This window comes from Dactylosporangium sp. NPDC051087, assembly GCF_055586325.1.
In genome coordinates, this window is record NZ_JBVJIJ010000005.1 from 273,280 (window position 1) to 296,691 (window position 23,412).

A 23,412-nucleotide genomic window follows, 5' to 3' on the forward strand; every position below is an offset into this window, starting at 1 on the left:
CACGCATCCCGCGCCCAGCGTGCCGGCCCAGCGCCGGCGGGCGGGTGCCGACCGCGCCCGGCCGGCCGCTCGCTGACCGGCCTCCCTGATCGGGCTCGCTGACCGGGGTCAGCGCACCTCCACCTGCACCGAATGCCAACCAGTGGCGCCGTCGGGATCCGGCGGCGCCAAGGCGTCTGTCTGGGTGTCGCCGCCGTTGTCCGTGGCCCGCACCGTGATGCGGTGCTTGCCGGGCGTCGCCGTCCACGGCAGCGTCCACTGCCGCCACGTGTCGATCGACGGCACGGCGGCGAGCTTCGCCTGCTCCCAAGGGCCCTCGTCGACGCGGACCTCGACCTTGGAGATGCCGCGATGCTGCGCCCAGGCGACCCCGGCGATCGTGACCTGCCCGGCGGCGGGGCTGCCGCCGTCGCGCGGCGTGTCGATCCGCGACTGGGTCTTGATCGGCCCTTCCCGCGACCAGCCACGCTTGATCCAGTACGCGTCGAAATCGGCGAACGACGTCAGTTCGAGCTCGGCGAGCCATTTCGTGGCCGAGACGTACCCGTACAGGCCGGGGACCACCATCCGGACCGGGAATCCGTGCTCGATGGGCAGCGGCTCGCCGTTCATCGCGATGGCCAGCATCGCGTCCCGCCCGTCACGCAGCAGCGCGGTCGGGGTGCCGGCGGTGAACCCGTCCACCGACCTGCTCACCACCTGATCGGCGCCGCGCTGCGGGCGGACCTCGTCGAGCAGGTCGGCGATGCGCACGCCCTGCCACTTCGCGTTGCCGATCAGCCCGCCGCCGACGTCGTTGGACACGCAGGCGAGCGTCACGTACCGCTCGATCATGGGCCGCTCGAGCAGCTCCTTGAAGTTCAGGGTGAGCGGCTTGTCGACCCGCCCGTGGATGCGCAGCGTCCAGTCGTCCGGGGACACCTGCGGCACGACGAGGGTGGTGTCGATGAGGTAGAAGTCCTTGTTCGGGGTCACGAACGGGGCCAGGTCGGGCAGGCCCGCGTCGACCTCCGGCGGCAGCGCCGCGGCGGTGTCGGGCACGGCGGGGATCCGCACCGCGGCGCGGTCCGCCTCGACCCCCCGGCGGGTCGCCCACCAGCGCGCGGCCAGCCCGGCGACGAACGCGGCGGCGAGGGTGCCGCCGGCCGCTCGCAGGAAGAAGCGGCGCTGCTCGTACGTCTCGATCGGCGGCCGCACGAACAGCCATCGCAGGACGCCGGCGCCTGCCGCGGCCCCGACGAGCGTCGGCACGAACGCATACCAGGGCGCGTCGTGCCGGGTCACCGCCGCCACCACACCGACCAGGGCGAACAGGCCGATACCGAGGTACCCGTACATGAGACGCTTTGTCGCCAGAATTCCGACAAAGGCCGCGAAGACGGCGAGGATCAGCAGCGTGCCGACCTGCAGCGCCAGCTTGTCGTACGTGTAGAACACCGCGACGGCGAAGTCCTTGACCGGCGCCGGCACCGCGTCGATGACCACCCCACCGACGGACACCAGCGGCGACGTGGACGCGCCGGTCAGGATCGCGACGACCTCGGCGACGCCGAGCGCCACCCCTGCGGCAGCCAGCCCGGCGAACGCCGCGTTCCGTTTGGTGAGCACGGCTCCAGTCTGCGCCGTGGATCAACGCGCACCAAGTGCGGTAATCGATCCCTAAGAACTCCGGCTGCCGGCTCGTCACCGGCGGCCGTTCAGTGCGCCCCGGAACCGGCTCTGCCCGCTACGCGAACTGCCGCCGAGCAGCGCCCGGAACCCACGAGACCACGCCACCTGCTGTGCGGGGCCCGAACCATGAATCCCACAGCGCGCACGGTCGCCGGCGGCGCCCACAACGCGGGACCCGGAACCCACGACGTCCACAGCGTCAACAGTCGCCGCGCTCCCACGACGCCCATTGCGCGGACGGTTGCCGCACCCTACGAGCCGCCGGTGCACGGGACCCGAAACCAATGGCGCCCGCAGCGCCAACAGTCGCTGCACCTCACAAGCGACCGCTGCACGGCGCTCGAAGCCCACGACGACGGTCGCGGCGCCTCACGAGCGACCGCCGCACGACGGCAAACCACACAAGCCCGCGCCCCACAAAGGCCCGTGCCACGGGAAATCGCAGAGCCCTGGAAACGGCAAAGCCCGCGGCGCGAAGGACGCGCCGCGGGCCGAGGTGCCTGCCCGGAAAAGTGCGGGCCGGGTCAGAAGCCGGGGCCGTGCGAGTGGCCGTGGCCGTGCCCGTGGCCGTGACCGCCACCGGCGGCGGGCTCCGGGGCGGCCGGCTTGTCCACGACCAGGCTCTCGGTCGTGAGCAGCAGGCCGGCGATCGACGCGGCGTTGGAGACCGCGCTGTGCGTCACCTTCACCGGGTCGACGATGCCGGACTTGACCAGGTCGACGTATTCGCCGGTGGCGGCGTCGAGGCCGTGGCCGAAGTCGAGCGCGCCGACCTTGCCGACGACGACGTAGCCGTCGAAGCCGGCGTTCTGCGCGATCCAGCGCAGCGGCTCGACGAGCGCCTTGCGCACGATCGAGACGCCGACCTTCTCGTCGCCGGTCAGGCCGAGGTCACCGTCGAGGACGGGGAGCACCTGGGCCAGGGCGGCGCCGCCGCCGGGGACGATGCCTTCCTGGACCGCCGCCTTGGTCGCGGAGATCGCGTCCTCGATGCGGTGCTTGCGCTCCTTCATCTCGACCTCGGTGGCGGCGCCGGCCTTGATGACCGCGACCCCACCGGCGAGCTTGGCGACCCGCTCGTTGAGCTTCTCCTTGTCCCAGTCGGAGTCGGAGGCCTCGATCTCCTTGCGGAGCTGCTCGACCCGCGCGGAGACCTCGCTCTGCTCGCCGGCGCCGTCGACGATCGTGGTGAGCTCCTTGCCCACGACGATGCGGCGGGCCTTGCCGAGGACCTCGGTGCCGACCGACTCGAGCTTGTAGCCCAGCTCGGGGGCGACGAGCTCGGCGCCGGTGAGGATCGAGATGTCCTGGAGCATCGCCTTGCGGCGGTCGCCGAAGCCGGGCGCCTTGACCGCGACGACCTTGAAGGTCTTGCGGATGGCGTTGACCACCAGGGTCGACAGGGCCTGGCCCTCGACGTCCTCGGCGATGATCAGCAGCGGCTTGTTGTCCTTGACGATCTGCTCCAGCAGCGGCAGCAGCTCCTCGATGGCGGCGATCTTCTGGGTGGTGACGAGGACGTAGGTGTCCTCGAGCACCGCCTCCTGCGCCTCGGCGTCGGTCACGAAGTGCGGGGAGATGTAGCCCTTGTCGAACTGCATACCCTCGGTGACCTCGAGCTCGGTCGTGAGGGTGGAGCCCTCCTCGACCGTGATGACGCCGTCGCGGCCGACCCGCTCCATCGCCGAGGCGATCAGGTCGCCGATGGTGGCGTCCTGCGCGGAGATCGTGGCGACCTGGGCGATCTCGGTGTGGCTGGCGACCGGGGTCGCCTTCTCCTTGAGCGCCTTGACGACGGCGGCCGTCGCCAGGTCGATGCCCCGCTTGATGCCCGCCGGGTTGGTGCCGGCGGTCACGTTGCGCAGACCCTCGCGGACCAGCGCCTGGGCCAGCACGGTGGCGGTGGTGGTGCCGTCGCCGGCAACGTCGTTGGTCTTGGTGGCGACCTCTTTGACGAGCTGGGCGCCGAGGTTTTCATAGGGGTTGGTGAGCTCGATCTCTTTCGCGATCGTCACACCGTCGTTGGTGATGGTCGGGGCACCGAACTTCTTGTCCAGAACGACGTTGCGTCCCCGGGGGCCGAGCGTGACCTTGACCGTGTCGGCCAGGCGGTTGACGCCGTGCTCCAGCAGGTGGCGCGCCTCGTCGGAGAAGCTCAGGATCTTCGCCATGCGTGTGATGTCCCTTCAAAGCGACACCGCCCCGGCCGCAAGCGCTCCTGCGCACGGGTCCGGGGCGGTGGCCACTGCTCTACTTGGTCTGGGTCACTTCTCGATGACCGCGAGGACGTCACGGGCGGAGAGCACGAGATACTCCTGGCCGCCCCACTTGACCTCGGTGCCGCCGTACTTCGAGTAGATGACGGTGTCGCCGACCTTGACGTCGATCGGGACCCGGTTGCCCTTGTCGTCGATGCGACCGGGGCCCACAGCCTGGACGGTGCCCTCCTGGGGCTTCTCCTTGGCGGTGTCCGGGATGACGATGCCCGAGGCGGTGGTCGTCTCAGCCTCGTTGGCCTGGACCAGAATGCGGTCCTCGAGCGGCTTGATCGCAACCTTCGTCGCGGTAGTCACGGGCATACCCTCCTGGGGTATTGATTCTTACGCTATCGAGTGCCCGGTGAAGCCGTCGTCGCGGGTGCCGGCTCCAGCCGGTTGGCTGGCACTCTCATGTCGAGGGTGCTAATCGGAGGTTATGTCGCTGGCTAGCACTCCGTCAAGGAGAGTGCCAAACACGCCACGAAATCACCCCCGTCGTCGGCTAGGCGACGGACAGCGGCGCGGGTCACGACGGCGATCTACGCTCGATTCCATGAAGAGGCTGCTCGGCACGCTGCTCGTCGCCACCCTGACCGTGGGATCCCTCACCGCCTGCGGGAAGAAGGACGGCGGCGCCGCCACGCCCGAGGCGGCCACCAGCACCGGCCCGTCGGACTCCGCCGCGTTCGGCGAAGGGCCGGGCGGCGGCGGCGCGTCCGCGGGAAGCAGCGCGGGCGGCAGCCAGCCCGCGACGGACAAGAGCTCAAACTCCGGCCCGACCTACCCGGGTGACGCGAAGGGCTACTGCCAGGCCGCCGTCAGCGCCTGGACCAAGAACGACATGAACCGGATCAAGCAGCTCGCCGGCAACGGCGCGGTGTCCAACTTCCAGTTCATCGAAAAGGGCGCCGACAACAACTGGAAGTACGTGAAGAAGAACGGCAACGAGTGCGTCCTGCGCAACGACCACGGCGACGAGCTGCAGGTCACCGTGGACGAGCACAATCTCGGCAAGCCGCAGGCCGTCACCGACGTCGTGATCCAGAAGACCGAGTATCCCTCGGACCCGTCCAGCTACGTCAGCGGCTTCATCAACGCCTGGTACAACGGCAACACCCAGCGCATGGCGAGCTACTCCAGCAGCTCGATCGCGAGCAACTACGGCGGCAAGAAGGCCCCGCCGAACTGGACGGAGAGCCAGCCCAAGGAGGACAAGGGCGACTACTGGCTGGTCCACGGCTCGTCCAACGCGGGCGACAGCTACACGTTCAAGGTCAAGAAGAGCCTGGGCAAGTCGGGCGGCATCACCGGCATATCCTGAGGCGTGCTCGAACAGGCGCTCCAGGCCGCGGCGGCCCTGCCGGAAGGCGATCCCCTGGCGGCCGCGTCGGCGCTGCGGGCGGCCGGCTTCCCGCCGGACCTCGCGGCCGCCGCGCTGACCCAGGTCGCGCTGCGCCGCAAGGCGGTCACGAAGTTCGGCGCCGACGCCGCGGTGATGCACTTCACCCGCGAGGGCCTGGAGCAGGCGACCCGTGGTCCCGTCGCGGCCAGGCGGGCGGCCCGGCTCGCCGCCGCGGGCGCCACCCGGGTCGCCGACCTCGGCTGCGGGATCGGGGCCGACACGATCGCGTTCGCCCGGGCGGGCCTGCGGGTGCACGCGGTCGACGCCTCGGCCGAAACGGCCGCGACCGCGTCGGCCAACGTCCTCGCCCTGGGTCTGGCGGCGGATGTACTGGTGGAAGCCCGCGACGCCACGACCGTCCCCCTCGACGAGGTGGACGCCGTGTTCTGCGACCCCGCCCGGCGGACAACGGGCGGGCGCCGCGTGTTCGACCCCCGCTCCTATTCACCGCCGTGGGACTTCGTCGCCGGGCTCGCGGCGCGCGTGCCGATGACGGTCCTGAAGCTCGCCCCCGGCATCGACCACGCCCTGCTCCCGCCGGGCGCGGAAGGCGAATGGGTCTCCGTCGACGGCGACGTCGTCGAGGCCGCGGCGTGGTGCGGCCCGCTGGCCTCGTCCCCCCGCCGGGCGACGCTGTTCCAGGGATCGTCCGTCGTCTCCCTGACCGGCAGCGGTACTGACACCGCCCCGGTCGGACACGTCGGAAACTTCATGTACGACCCCGACGGCGCGGTGGTGCGCTCGCATCTCGTGGCGGAGTTCGCCGCGACGGTCGACGGCACGCTCGCCGACCCGACCATCGCGTACGTCCACACCTCCACCCACGTGCCCACCCCGTTCGGGCGCTGCTACGAGGTGCTCGACCAGCTGCCGGTCGCGCTGAAGCGGCTCCGGACCGCGTTGCGCGCCCTCGACGTCGGCTCGCTGACCATCCTGAAGCGCGGCTCGGCCCTGGACGTGGAGGAGCTGCGCAGGTCGCTGCGCCTGTCCGGCGGCCGGGCCGCCACCATCGCCCTGACCCGGGTCGCCGGCGCCCCCGCCGTCCTCCTGCTCGGCCGCGCCCCGGACCCCGCTCAGTAGAGCTGCTGGCCCAGGCGGCGTTGCAGGTCGATGAGGACGTCGTCGGCGAGGTCCTCCGGCGGGCGGCGGCCCAGCTGCTCGGTGAGCATCCGCCCCGACTCCCGGCACATGTCCCACGTGACGCGCTCGTGCAGCCAGCGCAGCCACTCGACGACGTCGTTGATGAAGAACGCGACGATCTGCTCCGAGCCCCGGACCCGCCGCTCCTCCCCCATGACCGTCAGCGCCGCCGCCAGCCGCCGGCGCGGGAAGTCGTGCCCGGCGAGGGCGTCGGCGAACACGTCCGCCCGGTGCCGGGGCGCCGTCGGCGCGACCGTCAGCTTCGGGAACGGCGGGTCGCCGGACGTCCAGACCTGGGCGCTGCGCGGGACGAACTCCGGCTCGAGCACCACGTCGATCCGCGAAGCATGGCCCGGGTCGTCGACGGCGACGAGCACCCGCGGCTCCACCGAGCTGACCTTCGTCACGAAGCGCGACAGTCCCGTCGCCTCCTCCACGCAGAACCTCGCGTCGGGCAGGTCCAGCGTGCCGTCGAACACCAGCCGCCCGACCCGCGGCCCGGCCCCCTGCCACAGCCGGACCCTGACCAGCCCGACCTGCGGCCGGGCGGCGACCCGGACGTGCCGGTCCGTCGCGGTGACCGGTCCGTCGCCGTCGAAGACGGACATGTCACGGCCGCTGGTGGCGCCCAGGAAGATGTGCCCGTAGCCCAGGTACATCTGGACGGCACCGATCTGCATCTCGCTATTGTGGGCCAGTGGCGAGCAAGGGCACCCCGGCGACCGCACTGTTGGCGCGGCAGAAGATCGCGTTCACTCCGCACACCTATGAGGTCGACCCCCGGGCCGCCTCCTATGGCGAGGCCGCCGCGGCCGCCCTCGGCGTCGAGCCCGACCGACTCTTCAAGACCCTCGTCACCACCGTGGACGGCCAGCTCACGGTCGGTGTCGTGCCCGTCTCCGCGTCGCTTGACCTCAAGGCCCTCGCGGCCGCGGTCGGCGGCAAACGCGCCGCGATGGCCGAGCCCGCCGCCGCCGAGCGCGCCACCGGCTATGTGACCGGCGGCATCTCCCCGGTCGGTCAGCGGTCCCGGCTGCCGATCGTGATCGACGCGTCGGCGACCGGACTGTCCACGATGTACGTCTCGGGCGGCCGGCGCGGCCTGCAGATCGAGCTCACCCCCGACGACCTGGTCCAGGTCACCGGCGCCGTCCTCGCCGACATCGCGACCCGCTGACGATGAGCGGGTCCGCCTCCGACGAGCACCGCGGGCGGCTGACCATGCGCGCCTCGGACGAGGACCGCCGGCGGGTCATCGACGAGCTCCAGCACCACACCCAGGCCGGTCGCCTCACGCTGGACGAGTTCTCCGAGCGCTGCGACACGGTCCTCGCCGCGAAGACCTTCGACGAGCTGCGCGCCGCCACCCGGGACCTGCCCGCGCTGCCACCCCCGCCGGTCGCCGCCGCCGGCTCGAACGACCGGCACGTGCTGTGGGTGTTCGCGGTCGCGCTGATCGCGGCCGTCCTGCTCGGCGTCGTCTACGCCGCCTTCCACTGAGGACGGGACGCCCCGGTCAGACGGTGTCCGCGGCCGGCTGCCGGTCGCCGTGCCAGGAGCGCCACAGCGCGGCGTAGGCACCGTCGGCGGCGACCAGCTCGTCGTGCGTGCCGAGCTCGGTGATGCGCCCGTCCTCGACGACGGCGACCCGGTCCGCGTCGTGCGCCGAGAAGAGCCGGTGCGCGATCGCGATCACGGTACGGCCGTGCAGGGCACCGGCGAGGGAGCGTTCGAGGTGCCGGGCGGCGCGCGGGTCGATGAGCGACGTCGCCTCGTCCAGGACGAGGGTGTGCGGGTCGGCGAGCACGAGGCGGGCCAGCGCGAGCTGCTGCGCCTGCGCCGGTGACAACGGCGGCTCGCCGAGCGTGGCGTCCAGGCCGCCGGGCAGCGCGTCGACCCAGTCGAGGGCGTCGACCGTGGTGAGGGCGTGCCGCAGGTCGGCCGTGGTCGCGTCGGGCCGGGCGAGGATGAGGTTGTCGCGGACGGTGCCGAGGAAGACGTGGTGCTCCTGGGTGACCAGCGCGACGTGCCGCCGCAGCGAGGACAGCGGCAGGTCGGACAGGGGCACGCCGCCGATGGTGACGGTGCCCGCACCCGGGTCGTGGATGCCCGCGAGGAGCCGGCCGAGGGTCGACTTGCCCGCACCGGACGGCCCGACGATCGCGAGCCGTTCACCGGGCTGGATCTCCAGGTCGATGCCGTGCAGGACGTCGCGGCCCTCGACGTACGAGTACCGCACGCCGCTCGCGACGATCCGCTCGTCGGTCGGGGACGCGCCGCCCGCCGGCTTCGCGAGGGGCACCGACTGCACGCCGACGATGCGGGCGAAGGACGCGAAGCCGACCTGCAGGTGGTCGAACCACGACAGCACCCGGTCGAGCGGGTCGATGAGCGCGACGAAGTACAGGACGGCGGCCGTGACCTGCCCGACGGTGGCCCACCCCTCGACGACGAACCACCCGCCGGCGACGAGCGTGACGGCGCCGGGCAGCGCGTAGGCGAACTCGGTCAGCGGGAACCAGACGGTCCGCAGCTTCAGCGTGTACATGTTCCTGCCGTACAGGCCGCGCAGCTGCTCCTGGGTGCGCTCGACCCGGCGGTGCCGCAGGCGCAGGACGTCGACGGTGCGGGCGCCCTCGACCGTCTCGGCGAGACCGTCGGTGAGCTCGGCGAAGGCGGCGCTCGCGGCGAGGTAGCCGGCGGGCGCGCGCCGGAAGTACCAGCGCGAACCGCCCCACAGGAGGGGCACGGCGACGACCGCGGGCACCAGCAGCAGCGGTGACACGAGCGCGACGGCGCCGAGCGTGAGGACCACCTGCAGGACACCGACGAGGACCTCGGGCAGCGCGAAGCGCACCGTGTCGGAGGTGCCTTCGACGTCGCGCGACGCGCGGGTCAGCAGGTCGCCGGTGCCGGCCCGCTCCACCGTGGACGGTGGCAGGGCGAGCACCCGGTCGACGAACTCCTCGCGGAGCTTCGCCAGCACCTGCTCGCCGAGCCGGGCGGAGGCAAGTCTGGCGTAGCGGACCAGTACCGCCACGACGACGACGAACCCGGTGATGATGAGGGCGATCCGGTCGACGGTCCAGGTGGTGGTGCCGGCGGAGGTCTTCTCGACCAGGTCGCCGAGCAGCCGGGGCGTGACGAGCCCGGCGACGGCGGCGCTCACGTGGAGTGCGACGACGAGCGCGAGCATCCGCGGGTGCTCCCGGACGAGCCTGCGCAGGTACGCCCGGACGTCGGCGCCGGTGGCGATCGGCAGCAGCATCAGCCGTCCTCCTCCCTGGTGACGGTCGCGGCGTACTCGGGGCAGGTGTCGAGCAGCTCCCGGTGCGTGCCGGTGGCGGCGACGCGCCCGTCGTCCCCGACGAACGCGACGGTGTCGGCGTGGTCGAGCAGCAGCGGGCTGGTGGTGCACACGACGGTGGTCCGCCCGGCGCGGGCGGCGGGGAGCCGCTGCGCGATGAGCGCCTCGGTGTGGGTGTCGACGGCACTGGTCGGCTCGACGAGGACGAGGACCGGCGGGTCGAGCGCGAGGACCCTGGCCAGCCGGAGCCGCTGCTGCTGCCCGCCGGAGAAGTCCCGCCCGCGCTCGGCGATCCCGGCGTCGAGCCCGTCGGGCAACGCGTCGACGATGTCCAGCGCCGCGGCAGTCTCCAGCGCGGCGAGGACATCCGCGTCGCGAGCTCTGCCGTCAGCGGTGGCGCGGGCGCCGGTGAGCTCGTCGCGGAGGCGGCCGCGGAAGAGACGGTCGTCGTTGTCGGCGACGACGATGTGGGATCTGACCTCGTCGATCCGCAGCTGCCGCAACGGTACGCCGGACAGCCGCGCGTCCGAGTCCGGGCCGAGCAGTCCGATCCGGTCGGCGATGGCCGCGGCGTCCTCGGGCCGGGCGGCGGCGATCGCGGTGAGCCGGCCGTGCCCGGCGGTGAAACCGGAGCCGGGGTCGTCGAGGTCACCGGCGGCGACGGCGGCGGGCTCGGCGGGGTCGTGCAGCTCGGGCTCGACCCGCAGGAGGGACACGACGCGACCGGCGGCGACCAGGCCACGGGTCAGCTTCTCGGCGAACTCGGTCAGCGTCCGCAGCGGGCTCACGAGGAACACCGCGTAGGCGTAGAACGCGACCAGCTCACCCGGCGTGATCTTCCCGGCGACCGCGAACCGGGCGCCGAGCCAGGTGACGAGCGCGACGAACAGGCCCGGCAGCAGGATCTGCGCGCCCTCGAGGACCGTCTCGACCTTGGCGACCCGGATGCCCGCGGCGCGGACCTGCTGCGACTCGGCGCGATACCGGCCGGAGACGACGTCCTCGCCGCCGACCCCGCGCAGGATCCGGAGCCCGGAGACGATGTCGGCGGCCCTGCCGGTGAGCGCGCCGGCGAGCTCCCGCTGGGCGCGGCGGCGCTGGTGGAGCGGTTTGAGCAGGAACCCGACGACACCGACGAGCAGCGGCACCCCGATGACGACCACGAGCCCGAGCGGCACGGACACGTCGAGCAGCAGGACGGAGACGACGATGATCGCGACGACGGCGCCACCGGTGCGGGCGCTGACGTCCATGGCGTAGCCGACGTGGTCGAAGTCGGTGGTGCCGATGCTGACGACCTCGCCGGTGGCGACCTTCTTCGGCAGGGTCGCCCCGAGCCGGGTGGCATGCCGCGCGGTGACCTGCATCGTCCGGAACCCGGCGCCGAGGAAGTTGGTGACCGCGAACCGGTGCCGCATGATGCCGCTGATCGCCGTGACGGTGCCGAGCCCGAGCAGCGCCCCACCGGCACCGAGCAGCGCGGACCGGTCGTGGCTGGTGAGCGCGTCGACCCCGGCGCCGAGCGCGGCCGGCACGAGCGCCTGGCTGACCATCCACACGATGCCCAGCCCGATGCCCGCGACGATCGTCGGCACCTGACCACGCAGGATCCACAACAGATACCGGGCTGCGGACCTGCTGTCGGGCTCACCTGGCTCATCGAGCGGTAACCGTTTCATGGCCAGCCGACGGTAACCCGGCGGAGACCTCCAGCGCCTTACATTTTCCGCCGGCGACGAGCGACGCTCAGCGGTCGACCTCGGTGAAGTCCCAGGCCTGCGGACGCCGCGAGACGAGGTGCGACGGCGGGTCGCTGAACTCCTCCGGAGTGCTGCCCCGCCACTTGGAGATGACGACGAGCCGGTGGTCGGTCGACGAATACACCTCGCTGCTCATATGCATCGGGTGGACCTCGACCTTGGGCAGCATCGCCTCGCACACCCAGGACAGCAGCTCGTCGAACGCCTCCGGGTGCGCCCGGACCTCCCACATGCGCACGATCACGGCGCTGGACTCTACTCCCATCGAATCACTCCGTCCTCTCCCCTCCACCGCGACACCGCCCGCCCCGCGCCAGACCATCCAACACGGCCCAAGCCCACCACGCCCTGGGCCGGGCGGTCCGGCGGGGGCCGAGGGGTCATGCGGTGACGAGGGTGATCGGCATGGCGGAGTCGGTGGGGAGGCCGAGGCGGCCCGGGGCGGCGCCCGCGGCGACGAGGTGCGAGCCCAGCGCGGCGACCATCGCGCCGTTGTCGGTGCACAGGCCGGGGCGCGGGACGCGCAGCGTGATGCCGTGCTTGTCGCAGCGCTCCTGGGCGAGGGAGCGGATGCGGGAGTTGGCGGCGACGCCGCCGCCGATGACGAGGGTCCTGACGCCGCCGGCGAGGCACGCGTCGACGGCCTTGCGGGTCAGCACGTCACACACCGCCTCCTGGAAGCTCGCGGCGACGTCATTGACGGGGACGGGCTCGCCGGCGCGCTGCCTGGCCTCGACCCAGCGGGCGACGGCGGTCTTCAGGCCGGAGAACGAGAAGTCGAAGCGGTGCTCGACGAGGTCGCGGGCGGCGGTGAGCCCGCGCGGGAACGGGATGACGATCTGGCCGTCGCGGGCGGCGCGGTCGATGGGCGGCCCGCCGGGGAACGGCAGCCCGAGCAGCCGGGCCACCTTGTCGAACGCTTCGCCGGCGGCGTCGTCGATGGTGGCGCCGAGCGGCTCGACGCGGCCGGCGAGGTCGTCGACCTTGAGCAGTGAGGAGTGGCCGCCGGAGACGAGCAGCGCGATCGCCGGCTCGGGCAGCGGCCCGTGCTCCAGGGTGTCGACGGCGACGTGCGCGGCGAGGTGGTTGACGCCGTAGATGGGCTTGCCGGCGGCGAGCGCATAGGCCTTCGCGGCAGCGACCCCGACGAGCAGCGCACCGGCGAGGCCGGGGCCGGCGGTGACGGCGACCGCGTCGACGTCGGCGAGGGTGATCCCGGCCTTGTCGAGGGCGCGCTGGACGGTCGGGACCATCGCCTCGAAGTGGGCGCGGCTGGCGACCTCGGGGACGACGCCGCCGAAGCGCGCGTGCTCAGCGACGCTGGAGGCGACCTCGTCGGCGAGCAGCGTGTGCCCGCGGACGATGCCGACGCCGGTCTCGTCGCACGAGGTCTCGATGCCGAGCACCAGGGGCTCAGTCTTCACGTCTCATCACCAACGCATCCGTGTTGCTCGGCTGGTAGTAGCCCTTGCGGACGCCGACGCCCTCGAACCCGTAGGTCGCATACAGCTTCTGCGCGGGCAGGTTGTCGACGGCCACCTCGAGCAGCACCTGCCGGCTGCCGTGCCGGGCCGCCTCGGCGAGCAGCGCTTCGAGGAGCTGCCGCCCGATCCCGCGCCGCTGGGCGTCCCTGCGCACGCCGACGTTCTGGATCCAGGCCTCTTCGGGCGGGGTGAGGGCCAGGCCCGCATAGCCCAGGACCCGGTCGCCGTCGAGCGCGGCGATGTAGTGATGGCCGCTGGCCAGCTCATTCCAGAACATGCCGGCGGACCACCGCTCCTCACCGAACAGCTCGTCCTCGATGGGCAGCAACTGCTCGATGTGGAACCACCGCAGCTCGGCGAGCACGACCGTCACGGCAGGGCCGGCTTCCGCTCGCCGGGCGCGACGGCGTCGGGCCGCCGCAGATACAGGGGTGTCAGGGTCTCGCCGGGCGCCTTCGCGAGGATGCGGTCGGCCGCCAGCTCGGCCAGCGCCCGCGCGGACGGATACAACGGCGGCAGCACCGGCAGCCCGAGCACCTCCGCATATTTCTCCGCGCCGTCGCCGGCCGCGCCGTCGACGGCGGCGTCGTCCAGCCCGAGGGCCGCGGGACGGTCGACCGCCGGACCCGAGACCCGGACGCCGTCGTCATAGACGGCCCAATAAACCTCTTTGCGCCGGGCGTCGGTCGCGACGAGCACCCGCCCGGGCCGGCCACGGCCGATCCCGTCGAGGGAACAGACCCCATAGACGGGGATGTCGAGGGCGTGCCCGAGCGCGGCCGCGGTGACCATGCCGGCCCGCAGCCCCGTGAACGGCCCCGGCCCGGTGCCGGCCACGACCGCGGCCAGGTCGCCGGGTGCCGCGCCGCCCTCGGCCAGGACCGCCTGGATCTGCGGGGCGAGCAGCTCCCCGTGCGCCTTGCCGTCGACGGTGACCCGCTCGGCGAGAACGGTGACGGACGGGTCGTCGCCGACGCGGACGAGCGCGGCCGTCACCGCGGGCGTCGAGGAGTCCACCACCATCACCAGCACGGCGCCAACTCTACCGACCGGGTCCGACACTTCCCGGAGGTCGTCATCCGGATCAGTTAACCGGTCCGCAACGAACCGGGCCTAGCATCGGCCGAGATCTACGCGGTGCGCGTCGGGAGTACGGATGACTGAACCGGTCCTGGTCGTCGACATGGGCTCGTGGGCCATGTCCGCCGCCGTCGTCGTGCGTGAGCAGCTGCACCTGGTGCGGGAGCCGGTCACCGGCTCGCCCCGCTGGCCGGGTGGGGCGAGCCTCGATCCGGCGCCCGGCCGTCCGCGCCTGTCCGCCGGCGCGGCCGCTGAACGTGCCCGTGACCAGCATCCGCGGCACTATGTCGACGGGGTGCGCCGGGCCGTCGACGCGAATGCCCCGATCTGGCTCGGCGACCAGCTCGTCAACGGCGGCGAGCTGGTCACGGCCGCGCTCGACGCGATCCTCGAGGAGGCGCGGCGGCTGCACGGGCCGATCGGCCGGCTGGCGGTGACCGTACCGGCCGCGTACCGCACCCACGACCCGCGCCGGGAGGTGCTGGTGTCGGCCGCGTCGGTCGTCGGGTTCCCGGACGTGGAGCTGATCCACGACCCGTCCGCCGCGGCCCTGGACCCGCTCGCGTCGCAGGAGATCCCCGAGGGTGGGTACGTGCTGGTCTGCGACCTCGGCGCGACCTGGAGCGCGACGCTCACGCAGCTGCAGCACGGCGTGCCCGTGCCGCTGAGCCAGGAGAGCTCCGGCAGCGGCCGCGACCTCGACGTGATGCTCGCCGCGGACCTGCGGGCGCGCCTGGCCGAATGGGTCGAGCCCGCGTTCGCGGCCGGCGGCGACGTCAGCGTGCGGGCCGGCTTCCACGCGCTGGACATCGTGCGCAGGCTCAAGCACCGGCTGGCCGGCGCGCCGGAGGCCACGGACGAGGTCGAGCCGGGCGCACCGCCGTACACCATCGGCCGCCAACTGCTGGAGCAGCTGACGGAGCCGGCGAACCGGTGGCTGATCGCCAGCTGCCGGGCGGTGATCGCGCGGGCCGGGATCGTGCCCGCCGACGTCGCGGCGGTCGTGCTGGTCGGCGGCTGCGCGCACCTGCCGGGGGTCGCCCCGGCGCTGCAGCAGGGGCTGGGGCGGGTGGTGACCCGGCCGCCGGAGCCTGAGCTGTCGGTGCTGCGCGGCGCCGCGCGGATGATCGGTGGGCGGGACGGGCGGTCGCTGCCCGCGGACCCGGCGCCGTGGCGGGTCGAGCCGCTCGCGTGGACGGTCCCCGGCGGCCGGGGGCGGCTCATCCGCTGGCTGGCGAAGGAGGGCGGGGCGTATCAGCCGGGTGCGCCGCTCGCGCAGGTCCGCACCGCCGACGACCGGGTCTTCGACCTGACCGCGGGCCGCACCGGCGGGGTCCTGCTGGAGCACCGGGTGCCGCCCGGCGGCATGGTCGTGTCCGGCGCGGCGGCCGCGCACGCGCGGATCTCCCCGCCGGTGGAGCGGTTCCAGCTGACGAAGCGCCACCACCTGCGGGTGACGGGCGACTGGCTGCTCATGCCGGACCGCAGGATGCTCGTCGAGTGTTCGCGCACCGGTGAGTACGTGAAGGTCCGCTCCATCGACAGCGGCGCCCTCGTCACGGAGCTGCGCCCGGGGCGTGGCGCGGGCCGCCCGGAGCACGGCCAGGTGGCGCTCGGCCCCGGCCGGCAGCTGTCGCTGGTCACCTGGGACGCCGAGGGGCACTTCAGCGTGTGGGACGTGCTGACGGGCCGCATGACCAGCAGCTTCTCCGACGCGCACCGGCCCGACGCGGTCCTCGTCAACGAGGGCGAGTGGCGCCTGGTGGCCACCGGCGAGGGCGCGGCGAGCGTCGGCCGGTACCGCCGCGACGTGGCCACCGTCTGGGACCTCGCGACCGGCGAGCGGCTCGACCGGATCGTCGGGGAGGACCTGAAGCGGCGCTTCACCGGGTACACCGGCAGCAGCAGCGCGGACGCGTTCGCCACCGAGATGGCCAGCCCCGACGGCCGGCTGCGGGCCGCGGTCCACGACGGCGCGGTCAGCGTCCGCGACGTCGAGACGGAGGCCGAGGTGTTCCGCGCCGACCTGTCCCCGGCCCGCCAGATCCGGACCGCGTTCTGCCACGACGGCCGCCACCTGCTGGCCCGCTGCACCGACGACGAGGGCACGTCAGTCGACGTGTGGGAGGTCCTGCAGCCCGCCTAGCCTGGTCTCCCACGCGGCGCCGTGCGGCACCAGGTCCACGGTGCGGGAGTCGTCGTCGTGGCGGGTCAGGCGCAGCTCGAGGTGGTCGTCGGCGAGCTGCTCCACGAGGCCCTCGCCCCATTCGACGAGCGTCACCGAGTCCTCGAGGGTGGCGTCGAGGTCGAGGGCGTCGATCTCGCCGAGCGGGTCCTTGACGTCGCCGAGCCGGTACGCGTCGACGTGCACCATGGCCGGGCCGCCGGCGACGGCGGGGCGGTGGACGCGGGCGATCACGAACGTCGGCGACGTGACCGCGCCCTGCACGCCCAGGCCGGCACCGACGCCCTGGGCGAGCGCGGTCTTGCCGGCGCCGAGCGGCCCGGTGAGCAGGACCAGGTCACCGGCGCGCAGCACCGTGGCGAGCCGCCGGCCGAAGGCGTGCGTGTCGGCGACCGTGGGCAGGGTTACGGTCACCGGGACAGGATCCGCTTGAGGAACGTCTCGATCGCGTCGTTGACCTCTTCGGCGTGCTCGAGCATGACGACGTGGCCGCCTTCGGCGACGACGACCAGCTCGGCCTCCGGCAGGACCGCGGCGATCTCGCGGGTGTGGGTGAGCGGCGTGAGCACGTCCCGGTCGCCGCAGATGAGCAGCACCGGCACGGTCCGCAGCGGCCCGAGGACGAGCAGCCGCGCGTGTGTGTAGAGGGTCCGCAGGTACCGCGCGATCACGTCCGTCGAGGTGGTCGTGTTCATCTTCTCGACGTACGAGACGAGCGCCGGGCTGGGCCGGGCGGTGCCGAAGCCGTACCGCCGGGTCAGCAGCCAGGCGAGATCGGTGGAGGCACGGCGGGCCCGGTCGACGACACCGGAGCTGATCGGGCCGGCGATGCCGACGACGGGCAGCAGCGGGCGGCGGAACTTCGCGACGACCTCGGGCAGGCCGAAGTTGACCTGGTCGAGCTTGCCGGCGGACGTCGAGATGAGCACGACCGCCTCGACCCGCGACTCGAACAGCTCCGGCACCTGCTCGGCGAGCGCCATGATCGTCATGCCGCCCATGGAGTGGCCGACCAGCACGACCGGGCCCGTCGGGGCGGTCGCCTGCAGGACTGCGCGCAGCCCGGCGCCGAGCGCGTCGAGGGAATACTCGCCCTTGCGGAGCTTGCCGGAGCGGCCGTGGCCGGGCTGGTCGTAGAAGACCATGCGGTGCTTGCCCTGCAACGCCCTGCGCTGGAAGTGGAACGTGCCCATGTCGAGGCAGAACCCGTGCACGAACACCAAGGTCGGGGCGGCGTCGTCGGTGGAGGGGCCGTCGACGATCTCGACGTGCAGGTCGATGCCGTCGTCGGTGGTGACGGTCAGCTCCTCGTCGAAGTCCCAGACGCCGAACTCCTCGTCGGAGTAGACGTCGTCGGCGCTCTTGGAGCGGTGCACCAGATACCGCTCGGTGGCGACGCCGGCGGCGACACCCGCGGCGGCCACACCGAGGATCGCGCCGATGATCCCGACCTTCCGGCGCCGGCTGCTGCCCTTGGCCTCGACCTCATTACCGGTCATGCCGTCACCTCCGCTGCGCTCCGCCGATGATGACCGGCCCCTCCGCTGCGCTCCGATCCGGTCATGCGTCCTCCCCCACGTACACCCGCGGCGTGCGGTTGCTGCCCATCCTGGTGACGATCTCGTAGTTGATGGTGCCGGCGGCGGTCGCCCAGTCGTCGGCGGTGGGCTCGCCGCGCGTGCCAGCGCCGAAGAGGACGGCCTCGTCACCCGCGCGCACGTCGTCGTCGCCGCAGTCCACCACGATCTGGTCCATGCACACCCGGCCGACGACGCGGCGGACCTTCCCGCCGATCTCGACCAGGCCGCGGCTGCTCGCGGACCGGGGCACGCCGTCGGCGTAACCCACCGGCACCAACGCGAGATTGGTGTCCTTGAGGATCTTGTACGTGTGCCCGTAGGAAACGCCCTCACCGGCCGCGACGGGCTTCACCAGAGCGACGCGGGCATGGACGCTCATCGCCGGCCGCAGATCGGGCGCCGCGCCGGGAATGGGCGACAGCCCGTATGTCGACAGGCCCACCCGGACCAGCTCGAAGTGGCTCTCCGGCAGCGTGAGCGCGGCGGCGGAGTTGGCGAGGTGCCGCAGCGGCGGCTCGACCCCGAGCCCGGCGGCGACGTCGAACGCGTCGTCGAACGCGAGCTGCTGCCGCAGGATCGACGGGTGCCCGGGCTCGTCGGCGCAGGCGAAGTGGCTCCAGATCGCGGCGATCTCGACGTCCCCGCCGGCCTGCGCCTTCGCCGCGGCGGTGACCAGCGCCGGCCAGTCGGACCGGGCCGCGCCGTTGCGGGACAACCCGGTGTCGATCTTCAGGTGCACCGCGGCGGTCCGGCGCGACCGCCGCGCGGCCTCGACGATCTCGTCCAGGGCGGCGATCGAGGACGCGGAGAGGTCGATGCCCGCGTCGACCGCCTCGTGCAGCGGCCGGCCGGGGCTGTGCAGCCAGGACAGGATCCGCACGGTGATGCCGTGCCCACGCAGGGCAAGCGCCTCGTCGAGCGTGGCGGCGCCGAGCCAGGTCGCGCCGGCCTGGACGGCGGCGGTCGCGACCGGGAGCATCCCGTGCCCATACGCGTCGGCCTTGACCACGCTCATCAGGGCGGTCCCGGGTCGCAGCAGCCCACGGAGGGTCGCCACGTTGTGCCGGATCGCGTCGAGGTCGATCCGCACCTGAGCCTGCCACATGCGCCTAAGCCTAAGCGGTCCCTCAGGAAGGCGTCAGCGGCGCAGGGAGACGACGGCCTCCCCGAGGTGGTCGGCGACGTCGGCGGCGGTGACCGGGCCGCGCGCGGCGGCGAGCCGGCCGGCCAGGCCGTGCACGAACGCGGCGGCGACCGCGGCCTGCTCCGCCGGCAGCCCGGCGGCGAGCAGCGAGCCGAGCAGCCCGGCCAGGACGTCGCCGGTGCCGCCGGTGGCGAGCGCCGCGGTGCCGGTCGGGTTGACGAACACCCGGCCGTCGGGGGTCGCGACGATCGTCCGGTCACCCTTGAGCAGGACGACGGAGTCCATCTGGTCGGCGAGGTGCACGGCCGCGGCGACCCGGTCGTCGCCCGGCGCCCCGCCCGCGAGGCGCTGGAACTCGCCGTCGTGCGGCGTGACGACCGTCGGGGCATCGCGGTCGCGGAGCCAGTCGGACATGCGGGCGTCGACGAGCAGCGTGAGCGCGCCCGCGTCGAGGCAGGCGGGGACGGGCGCGCCGAGGACGGTGCGCAGTTCGGCGTACGCGCGGTCGTCGGTGCCCAGGCCGCTGCCGCACGTCCAGGCCTGGACGCGGCCCGCGTCGGCGACCCGGTCGGAGGCGATGACGGGCGGGTGGTGGGCGCGGACCGCGTCGGCGGCGCCGCCCGCATAGCGGACCAGCCCGGCCGGTCCGGCCAGCGCGCCGGAGACGGAGAGGACCGCGGCGCCCGGGTAGACGTCGGAGCCGGTCGCGACGCCGACGACGCCGCGGCTGTACTTGTTGTCGTTCGCGACCGGGCGGGGCCACCAGGCGGCGATGTCGTCGGCGTCGGGGACGTAGCAGGCCGGGTCGCCGTCCAGGAACTCACCCAGGCCGATGTCGACGAGCTCGACGAGTCCGCTGTGGACGGCGCCGGCGCCGACGAGCAGGCCGGGCTTCAGCGCGCCGAACGTGACGGTGATGTCGGCGTGCACCGCCATGCCGGTGACGGCGCCGGTGTCGGCATCGACGCCGGAGGGCACGTCGACGGCGATCACGGGGGCGCCGCGCAGCGTGCCGGACACCTCGGCGACCTGGCTCGCGGCGGGTTCGCGCAGCCCGCCGCGGCCGCCGATGCCGAGGATGCCGTCGACGACGAGGTCCACGGCGGGCGGCACGGTCCGGGTGAGCGAGCCTCCGGCGGCACGCAGGGCGAAGGCGGCGCCGCTGTGGACCCGGTCCGGGTCGAGGACCAGCCCCGTCACGTGCGCGCCGCGGCGGGCGAGCATGGCACCGGCGTAAAGCGCGTCGCCGCCGTTGTTGCCGGGGCCGACGAGGAGCAGGATGCGGCTGCCGTACACCCTGGGCAGCGTCTGCGCGCAGCGCCTGGCGAGGCCGGCGGCGGCGCGCTGCATGAGCGCACCGCCGGGCAGGGTCTTCATGAGGGCCTCTTCGGCCGCACGGACTTGCGCCACCCGCCAGGCGGCTCTCATGACACGATCACGCCGCTCAGCCTTTCACACCTGCCGATCCACGGCGACGAACACCCGGCCGATCCTGCGGGTGATGCGCACCCCCGGAAACGGGCTATTCGACGGTGACCGACTTCGCGAGGTTGCGCGGCTGGTCGACGTCGTGGCCGCGGGCCGACGCGATCTCGCACGCCAGGACCTGCAGCGGCACCGTCGTGACCAGCGGCGCGAGCAGCGTCGGCGTGACGGGCACGTGGAAGAGGTGGTCAGCGTACGGCTCGACCGCGGTGTCGCCCTCCTCGGCGATCACGATCGTGCGGGCGCCGCGGGCCCTGACCTCCTGGATGTTGGAGACGACCTTGTCGTGCAGCACGCCGCGCCCCCTCGGCGAGGGCACCACGCACACGACCGGCGTGCCCTCGTCGATCAGCGCGATCGGGCCGTGCTTCAGCTCGCCGGCGGCGAACCCCTCGGCGTGCATGTAGGCGAGCTCCTTGAGCTTCAGCGCGCCTTCGAGGGCCACCGGGTAGCTGACGTGCCGGCCGATGAACAGCACGCTCTTGGCGTCGGCGAGCTCCTGGGCGAGCTTGCGGATCGGCTCCATCATCGTCAGGACCTGCTCGACCTTCTGCGGCATCTCCTGCAGCTGGGCGACGACGGCGCCGACCTCGTCGGCGTACTTGATGCCGCGCACCTGCGCGAGGTGCAGGCCGACGAGGTAGCAGGCGACGAGCTGGGTCAGGAACGCCTTCGTCGAGGCGACCGCGATCTCGGGGCCGGCGTGGGTGTACAGCACGGCGTCGGACTCGCGCGGGATCGTGGACCCGTTGGTGTTGCAGATGGCGAGGACGCGCGCCTTCTGCTCCTTGGCGTGCCGCAGCGCCATCAGGGTGTCCATGGTCTCCCCGGACTGGGAGATCGCCACGACGAGCGTGGAGCGGTCCAGGACCGGGTCGCGGTAGCGGAACTCGCTGGCGAGCTCGACCTCGCAGGGGATGCGGGTCCAGTGCTCGATGGCGTACTTGGCGACCATGCCCGAGTGGTACGCGGTGCCGCACGCGATGATGATGATCTTGTCGACGTCGCGGAGGTCCTGGTCGGTGAGGCGCACCTCGTCCAGCAGCAGGTCACCCTGCTCGTTGAGCCTGCCGAGGAGGGTCTCGGCGACGGCGTGCGGCTGCTCGGCGATCTCCTTGAGCATGAAGTACTCGTAGCCGCCCTTCTCGGCGGCGGAGATGTCCCAGTTGATGTGGAAGTCCTTGCCCTCGGCGGGGTTGCCGAGGAAGTCGGTGATCACGATGGCGTCGCCCGTGATCAGCACGACCTGGTCCTGGCCGAGCTCGACGGCCTCGCGGGTGTGCTCGATGAACGCCGACACGTCGCTGGCGAGGTAGTTCTCGCCCTGGCCGCGCCCGACGACGAGCGGCGAGTTGCGGCGCGCGCCGACGACCGCGCCCGGCGCCTGCGCGTCGACGGCGAGCAGGGTGAACGCGCCTTCGAGGCGGCGGCAGACGGCCCGCATCGCCTCGGCCAGCCGCTCCGCCGGGTCGGCGAACGCGCCGGCGAGGGTGTCGAGCTCGGCGCTCAGCAGATGGGCGGCACACTCGGTGTCGGTGTCGCTGGCGAACTCGACGCCCTGCTGCTCGAGCTCGGCGCGCAGCTTCGCGAAGTTCTCGATGATGCCGTTATGGATGACCGCGACGCGGCCGTCGAGCGAGCGGTGCGGGTGCGCGTTGCGGTCGGTCGGGCCGCCGTGCGTGGCCCATCGGGTGTGGCCGATGCCGGTGGTGCCGGTGTCGAGGCCCTCCTCGTTCTGCAGGGCCTTCTCGAGGTTGGCGAGCTTGCCGGCCCGCTTGGCGGTGCGCAGCACGTCGTCGACGATGGCGACCCCTGCGGAGTCGTAGCCGCGGTACTCCAGCCGGCGCAGGCCGTCAAGGACGATGGTCAGGGCCGGGCGCGCGCCGGCGTACCCCACGATTCCGCACATGCCCGTACCGTAGCAGAACTTCGAGCACCGCTCCTGCTCGAAACTGTCGTGATTGCGCAGCACGTATGCGCACAGTGAGACGATTGCGGCTTCCCGTTCCGCGTGCTACCCATCGCGACGGAGGGGTAGCACGCGGCGACCGTCTCAGGCGAGGGACGAGCGGATCTGGGCGCCACCGTCGATGACGAGGGTCTGGCCGGTCATCCACCGCGACGCGGGCCCGCCGAGGAACGTGATCACGTCGGCGATGTCGTCGGGTTCGCCGATGCGCCCGAGCGGGAGGTGGTCGCTGAGGTACTGCTCGTTGTTCTCCCACAGGCCGCGGGCGAGCTTGGTGCGCACGATGCCGGGGGCGACGCCGTTGACGCGGACGGCGGGCGCGAGCTCGGCGGCGAGCTGGCGGGTGAGGTGGATGACCGCGGCCTTGGTGGCGTTGTAGTAGCCGATGCCAGGCTCGGTGAGCAGGCCGCCGACGGAGGCGACGTTGACGATCGCGCCGCCCCGGCTGGACATGGACGCCTTCCAGACCAGCTGGCTCCACAGCACGGGGCCGAACTGGTTGAGCCGGGCGGTCTTCTCCGCGCGGACCGGGTCGATGTCCATGAGCGGCCCGAAGTACGGGTTGGTGCCGGCGTTGTTGACCAGGACGTCGATCGCGCCGAATCGGGCCATCGCGGCGTCGACGGCGGCGCCCGCCTGGTCGGGCTCGGCGGCGTGCGCGGCGTGCGCGAGCACCCCAGCGGACGGGTGGGCGGCGCGGATCTCCTCCGCGACGGCGTCGAGCGCCTCCTGGTCGCGGGACGTGAGCACGACGTTGCAGCCTTGCGCGGCGAAGGCGACGGCGGTCGCCTTGCCGATGCCGCGGGAGGCGCCGGTGACGAGAACGGTGCGGGCGTCAGTCATGCGCCGCACGTTACTACCGGGTAGCCGCCGCCCCTCTCATGATCCGGAAGACTTTTCGCCGCCAGGGCGACAACTTCTCCACCGGATCACGAGCAACACGAGAA

General features: G+C 72.9%; 21 protein-coding genes. 5 read left to right on the top strand and 16 right to left on the bottom strand.

Annotated features, from left to right (window positions below):
• Positions 1-108: 108 nt before the first annotated feature.
• The 3 genes from ACZ6TV_RS12295 to groES all read right to left on the bottom strand — a co-directional run bounded on the left by ACZ6TV_RS12295 (position 109) and on the right by groES (position 4,250).
• Positions 109-1,530 carry a molybdopterin-dependent oxidoreductase gene (locus ACZ6TV_RS12295; RefSeq protein WP_465297344.1) on the bottom strand — a complete coding sequence of 474 codons (1,422 nt, stop codon included), beginning with the start codon at positions 1,528-1,530 and terminating at the stop codon, positions 109-111.
• A 665-nt stretch (positions 1,531-2,195) separates the two neighbouring features.
• Complete coding sequence (gene groL, locus ACZ6TV_RS12300) at positions 2,196-3,842, bottom strand: chaperonin GroEL (protein WP_465297216.1); 1,647 nt, start codon at positions 3,840-3,842, stop codon at positions 2,196-2,198.
• A 93-nt stretch (positions 3,843-3,935) separates the two neighbouring features.
• Positions 3,936-4,250 (bottom strand): co-chaperone GroES, encoded by a 315-nt coding sequence (gene groES / locus ACZ6TV_RS12305; protein ID WP_203845131.1) that lies wholly within the window; start codon positions 4,248-4,250, stop codon positions 3,936-3,938.
• Positions 4,251-4,482: 232 nt separating this feature from the next.
• Here groES and ACZ6TV_RS12310 point away from each other — a divergent pair, with 232 nt between their 5' ends.
• Both ACZ6TV_RS12310 and ACZ6TV_RS12315 read left to right on the top strand, forming a co-directional pair.
• Entirely contained in the window at positions 4,483-5,250 is a 768-nt protein-coding gene (locus ACZ6TV_RS12310; RefSeq protein WP_465297217.1) for a hypothetical protein, read from the top strand.
• A gap of 3 nt (positions 5,251-5,253) precedes the next feature.
• The gene (locus tag ACZ6TV_RS12315; protein WP_465297218.1) at positions 5,254-6,411 is read left to right on the top strand and encodes a class I SAM-dependent methyltransferase; all 1,158 of its coding nucleotides are present in this window, start codon (positions 5,254-5,256) and stop codon (positions 6,409-6,411) included.
• Here ACZ6TV_RS12315 and ACZ6TV_RS12320 read toward each other — a convergent pair.
• Positions 6,405-7,151, bottom strand: coding sequence for a hypothetical protein (locus tag ACZ6TV_RS12320; protein ID WP_465297219.1), 747 nt, complete (start codon positions 7,149-7,151; stop codon positions 6,405-6,407). The two genes, ACZ6TV_RS12315 and ACZ6TV_RS12320, sit on opposite strands and share 7 nt — an antisense overlap.
• A gap of 17 nt (positions 7,152-7,168) precedes the next feature.
• On the opposite strand from ACZ6TV_RS12320, the gene ybaK reads away from it, so the two are divergent.
• Positions 7,169-7,648 (top strand): Cys-tRNA(Pro) deacylase, encoded by a 480-nt coding sequence (gene ybaK / locus ACZ6TV_RS12325; RefSeq protein WP_465297220.1) that lies wholly within the window; start codon positions 7,169-7,171, stop codon positions 7,646-7,648.
• A gap of 2 nt (positions 7,649-7,650) precedes the next feature.
• A complete protein-coding gene (locus ACZ6TV_RS12330; protein ID WP_465297221.1) occupies positions 7,651-7,971 on the top strand; it encodes a DUF1707 SHOCT-like domain-containing protein in 321 nt (106 codons plus the stop codon).
• Positions 7,972-7,987: 16 nt separating this feature from the next.
• Here the strand turns inward: ACZ6TV_RS12330 and ACZ6TV_RS12335 are convergent, their stop codons facing one another.
• The 6 genes from ACZ6TV_RS12335 to tsaB form a co-directional block, all read right to left on the bottom strand.
• Positions 7,988-9,739, bottom strand: coding sequence for an ABC transporter ATP-binding protein (locus ACZ6TV_RS12335; RefSeq protein WP_465297222.1), 1,752 nt, complete (start codon positions 9,737-9,739; stop codon positions 7,988-7,990).
• On the bottom strand, positions 9,739-11,457 hold the full coding sequence (locus ACZ6TV_RS12340; RefSeq protein WP_465297223.1) for an ABC transporter transmembrane domain-containing protein: 1,719 nt from the start codon (positions 11,455-11,457) through the stop codon (positions 9,739-9,741). The genes ACZ6TV_RS12335 and ACZ6TV_RS12340 overlap by 1 nt, the downstream gene beginning before the upstream one ends.
• 67 nt (positions 11,458-11,524) lie before the next feature.
• Positions 11,525-11,782, bottom strand: a complete 258-nt coding sequence (locus ACZ6TV_RS12345) for a hypothetical protein (RefSeq protein ID WP_354776811.1) — start codon at positions 11,780-11,782, stop codon at positions 11,525-11,527.
• 136 nt (positions 11,783-11,918) lie between these two features.
• Positions 11,919-12,962: a tRNA (adenosine(37)-N6)-threonylcarbamoyltransferase complex transferase subunit TsaD gene (gene tsaD / locus ACZ6TV_RS12350; protein WP_354776574.1), complete on the bottom strand. Its 1,044-nt coding sequence runs from the start codon at positions 12,960-12,962 to the stop codon at positions 11,919-11,921.
• Positions 12,952-13,395, bottom strand: coding sequence for a ribosomal protein S18-alanine N-acetyltransferase (gene rimI / locus ACZ6TV_RS12355; protein ID WP_465297224.1), 444 nt, complete (start codon positions 13,393-13,395; stop codon positions 12,952-12,954). The genes tsaD and rimI overlap by 11 nt, the downstream gene beginning before the upstream one ends.
• The gene (tsaB, locus tag ACZ6TV_RS12360) at positions 13,392-14,054 is read right to left on the bottom strand and encodes a tRNA (adenosine(37)-N6)-threonylcarbamoyltransferase complex dimerization subunit type 1 TsaB (protein ID WP_465297225.1); all 663 of its coding nucleotides are present in this window, start codon (positions 14,052-14,054) and stop codon (positions 13,392-13,394) included. The genes rimI and tsaB overlap by 4 nt, the downstream gene beginning before the upstream one ends.
• A 124-nt stretch (positions 14,055-14,178) precedes the next feature.
• On the opposite strand from tsaB, the gene ACZ6TV_RS12365 reads away from it, so the two are divergent.
• The gene (locus ACZ6TV_RS12365; RefSeq protein ID WP_465297226.1) at positions 14,179-16,248 is read left to right on the top strand and encodes an Hsp70 family protein; all 2,070 of its coding nucleotides are present in this window, start codon (positions 14,179-14,181) and stop codon (positions 16,246-16,248) included.
• Here ACZ6TV_RS12365 and tsaE read toward each other — a convergent pair.
• From tsaE to ACZ6TV_RS12395, 6 genes are all read right to left on the bottom strand, one after another.
• On the bottom strand, positions 16,213-16,701 hold the full coding sequence (tsaE, locus tag ACZ6TV_RS12370) for a tRNA (adenosine(37)-N6)-threonylcarbamoyltransferase complex ATPase subunit type 1 TsaE (protein WP_465297227.1): 489 nt from the start codon (positions 16,699-16,701) through the stop codon (positions 16,213-16,215). The genes ACZ6TV_RS12365 and tsaE overlap by 36 nt on opposite strands.
• A complete protein-coding gene (locus ACZ6TV_RS12375) occupies positions 16,698-17,786 on the bottom strand; it encodes an alpha/beta fold hydrolase (RefSeq protein ID WP_465297228.1) in 1,089 nt (362 codons plus the stop codon). Before ACZ6TV_RS12375 ends, tsaE begins: the two co-directional genes overlap by 4 nt.
• A 61-nt stretch (positions 17,787-17,847) precedes the next feature.
• The gene (gene alr, locus ACZ6TV_RS12380; protein ID WP_465297229.1) at positions 17,848-18,972 is read right to left on the bottom strand and encodes an alanine racemase; all 1,125 of its coding nucleotides are present in this window, start codon (positions 18,970-18,972) and stop codon (positions 17,848-17,850) included.
• 33 nt (positions 18,973-19,005) lie between these two features.
• Entirely contained in the window at positions 19,006-20,439 is a 1,434-nt protein-coding gene (locus ACZ6TV_RS12385; protein WP_465297230.1) for an NAD(P)H-hydrate dehydratase, read from the bottom strand.
• A gap of 94 nt (positions 20,440-20,533) precedes the next feature.
• Positions 20,534-22,405 carry a glutamine--fructose-6-phosphate transaminase (isomerizing) gene (gene glmS / locus ACZ6TV_RS12390; protein ID WP_465297231.1) on the bottom strand — a complete coding sequence of 624 codons (1,872 nt, stop codon included), beginning with the start codon at positions 22,403-22,405 and terminating at the stop codon, positions 20,534-20,536.
• A 144-nt stretch (positions 22,406-22,549) separates the two neighbouring features.
• Positions 22,550-23,308, bottom strand: coding sequence for an SDR family oxidoreductase (locus ACZ6TV_RS12395; RefSeq protein ID WP_465297232.1), 759 nt, complete (start codon positions 23,306-23,308; stop codon positions 22,550-22,552).
• Positions 23,309-23,412: the final 104 nt, after the last annotated feature.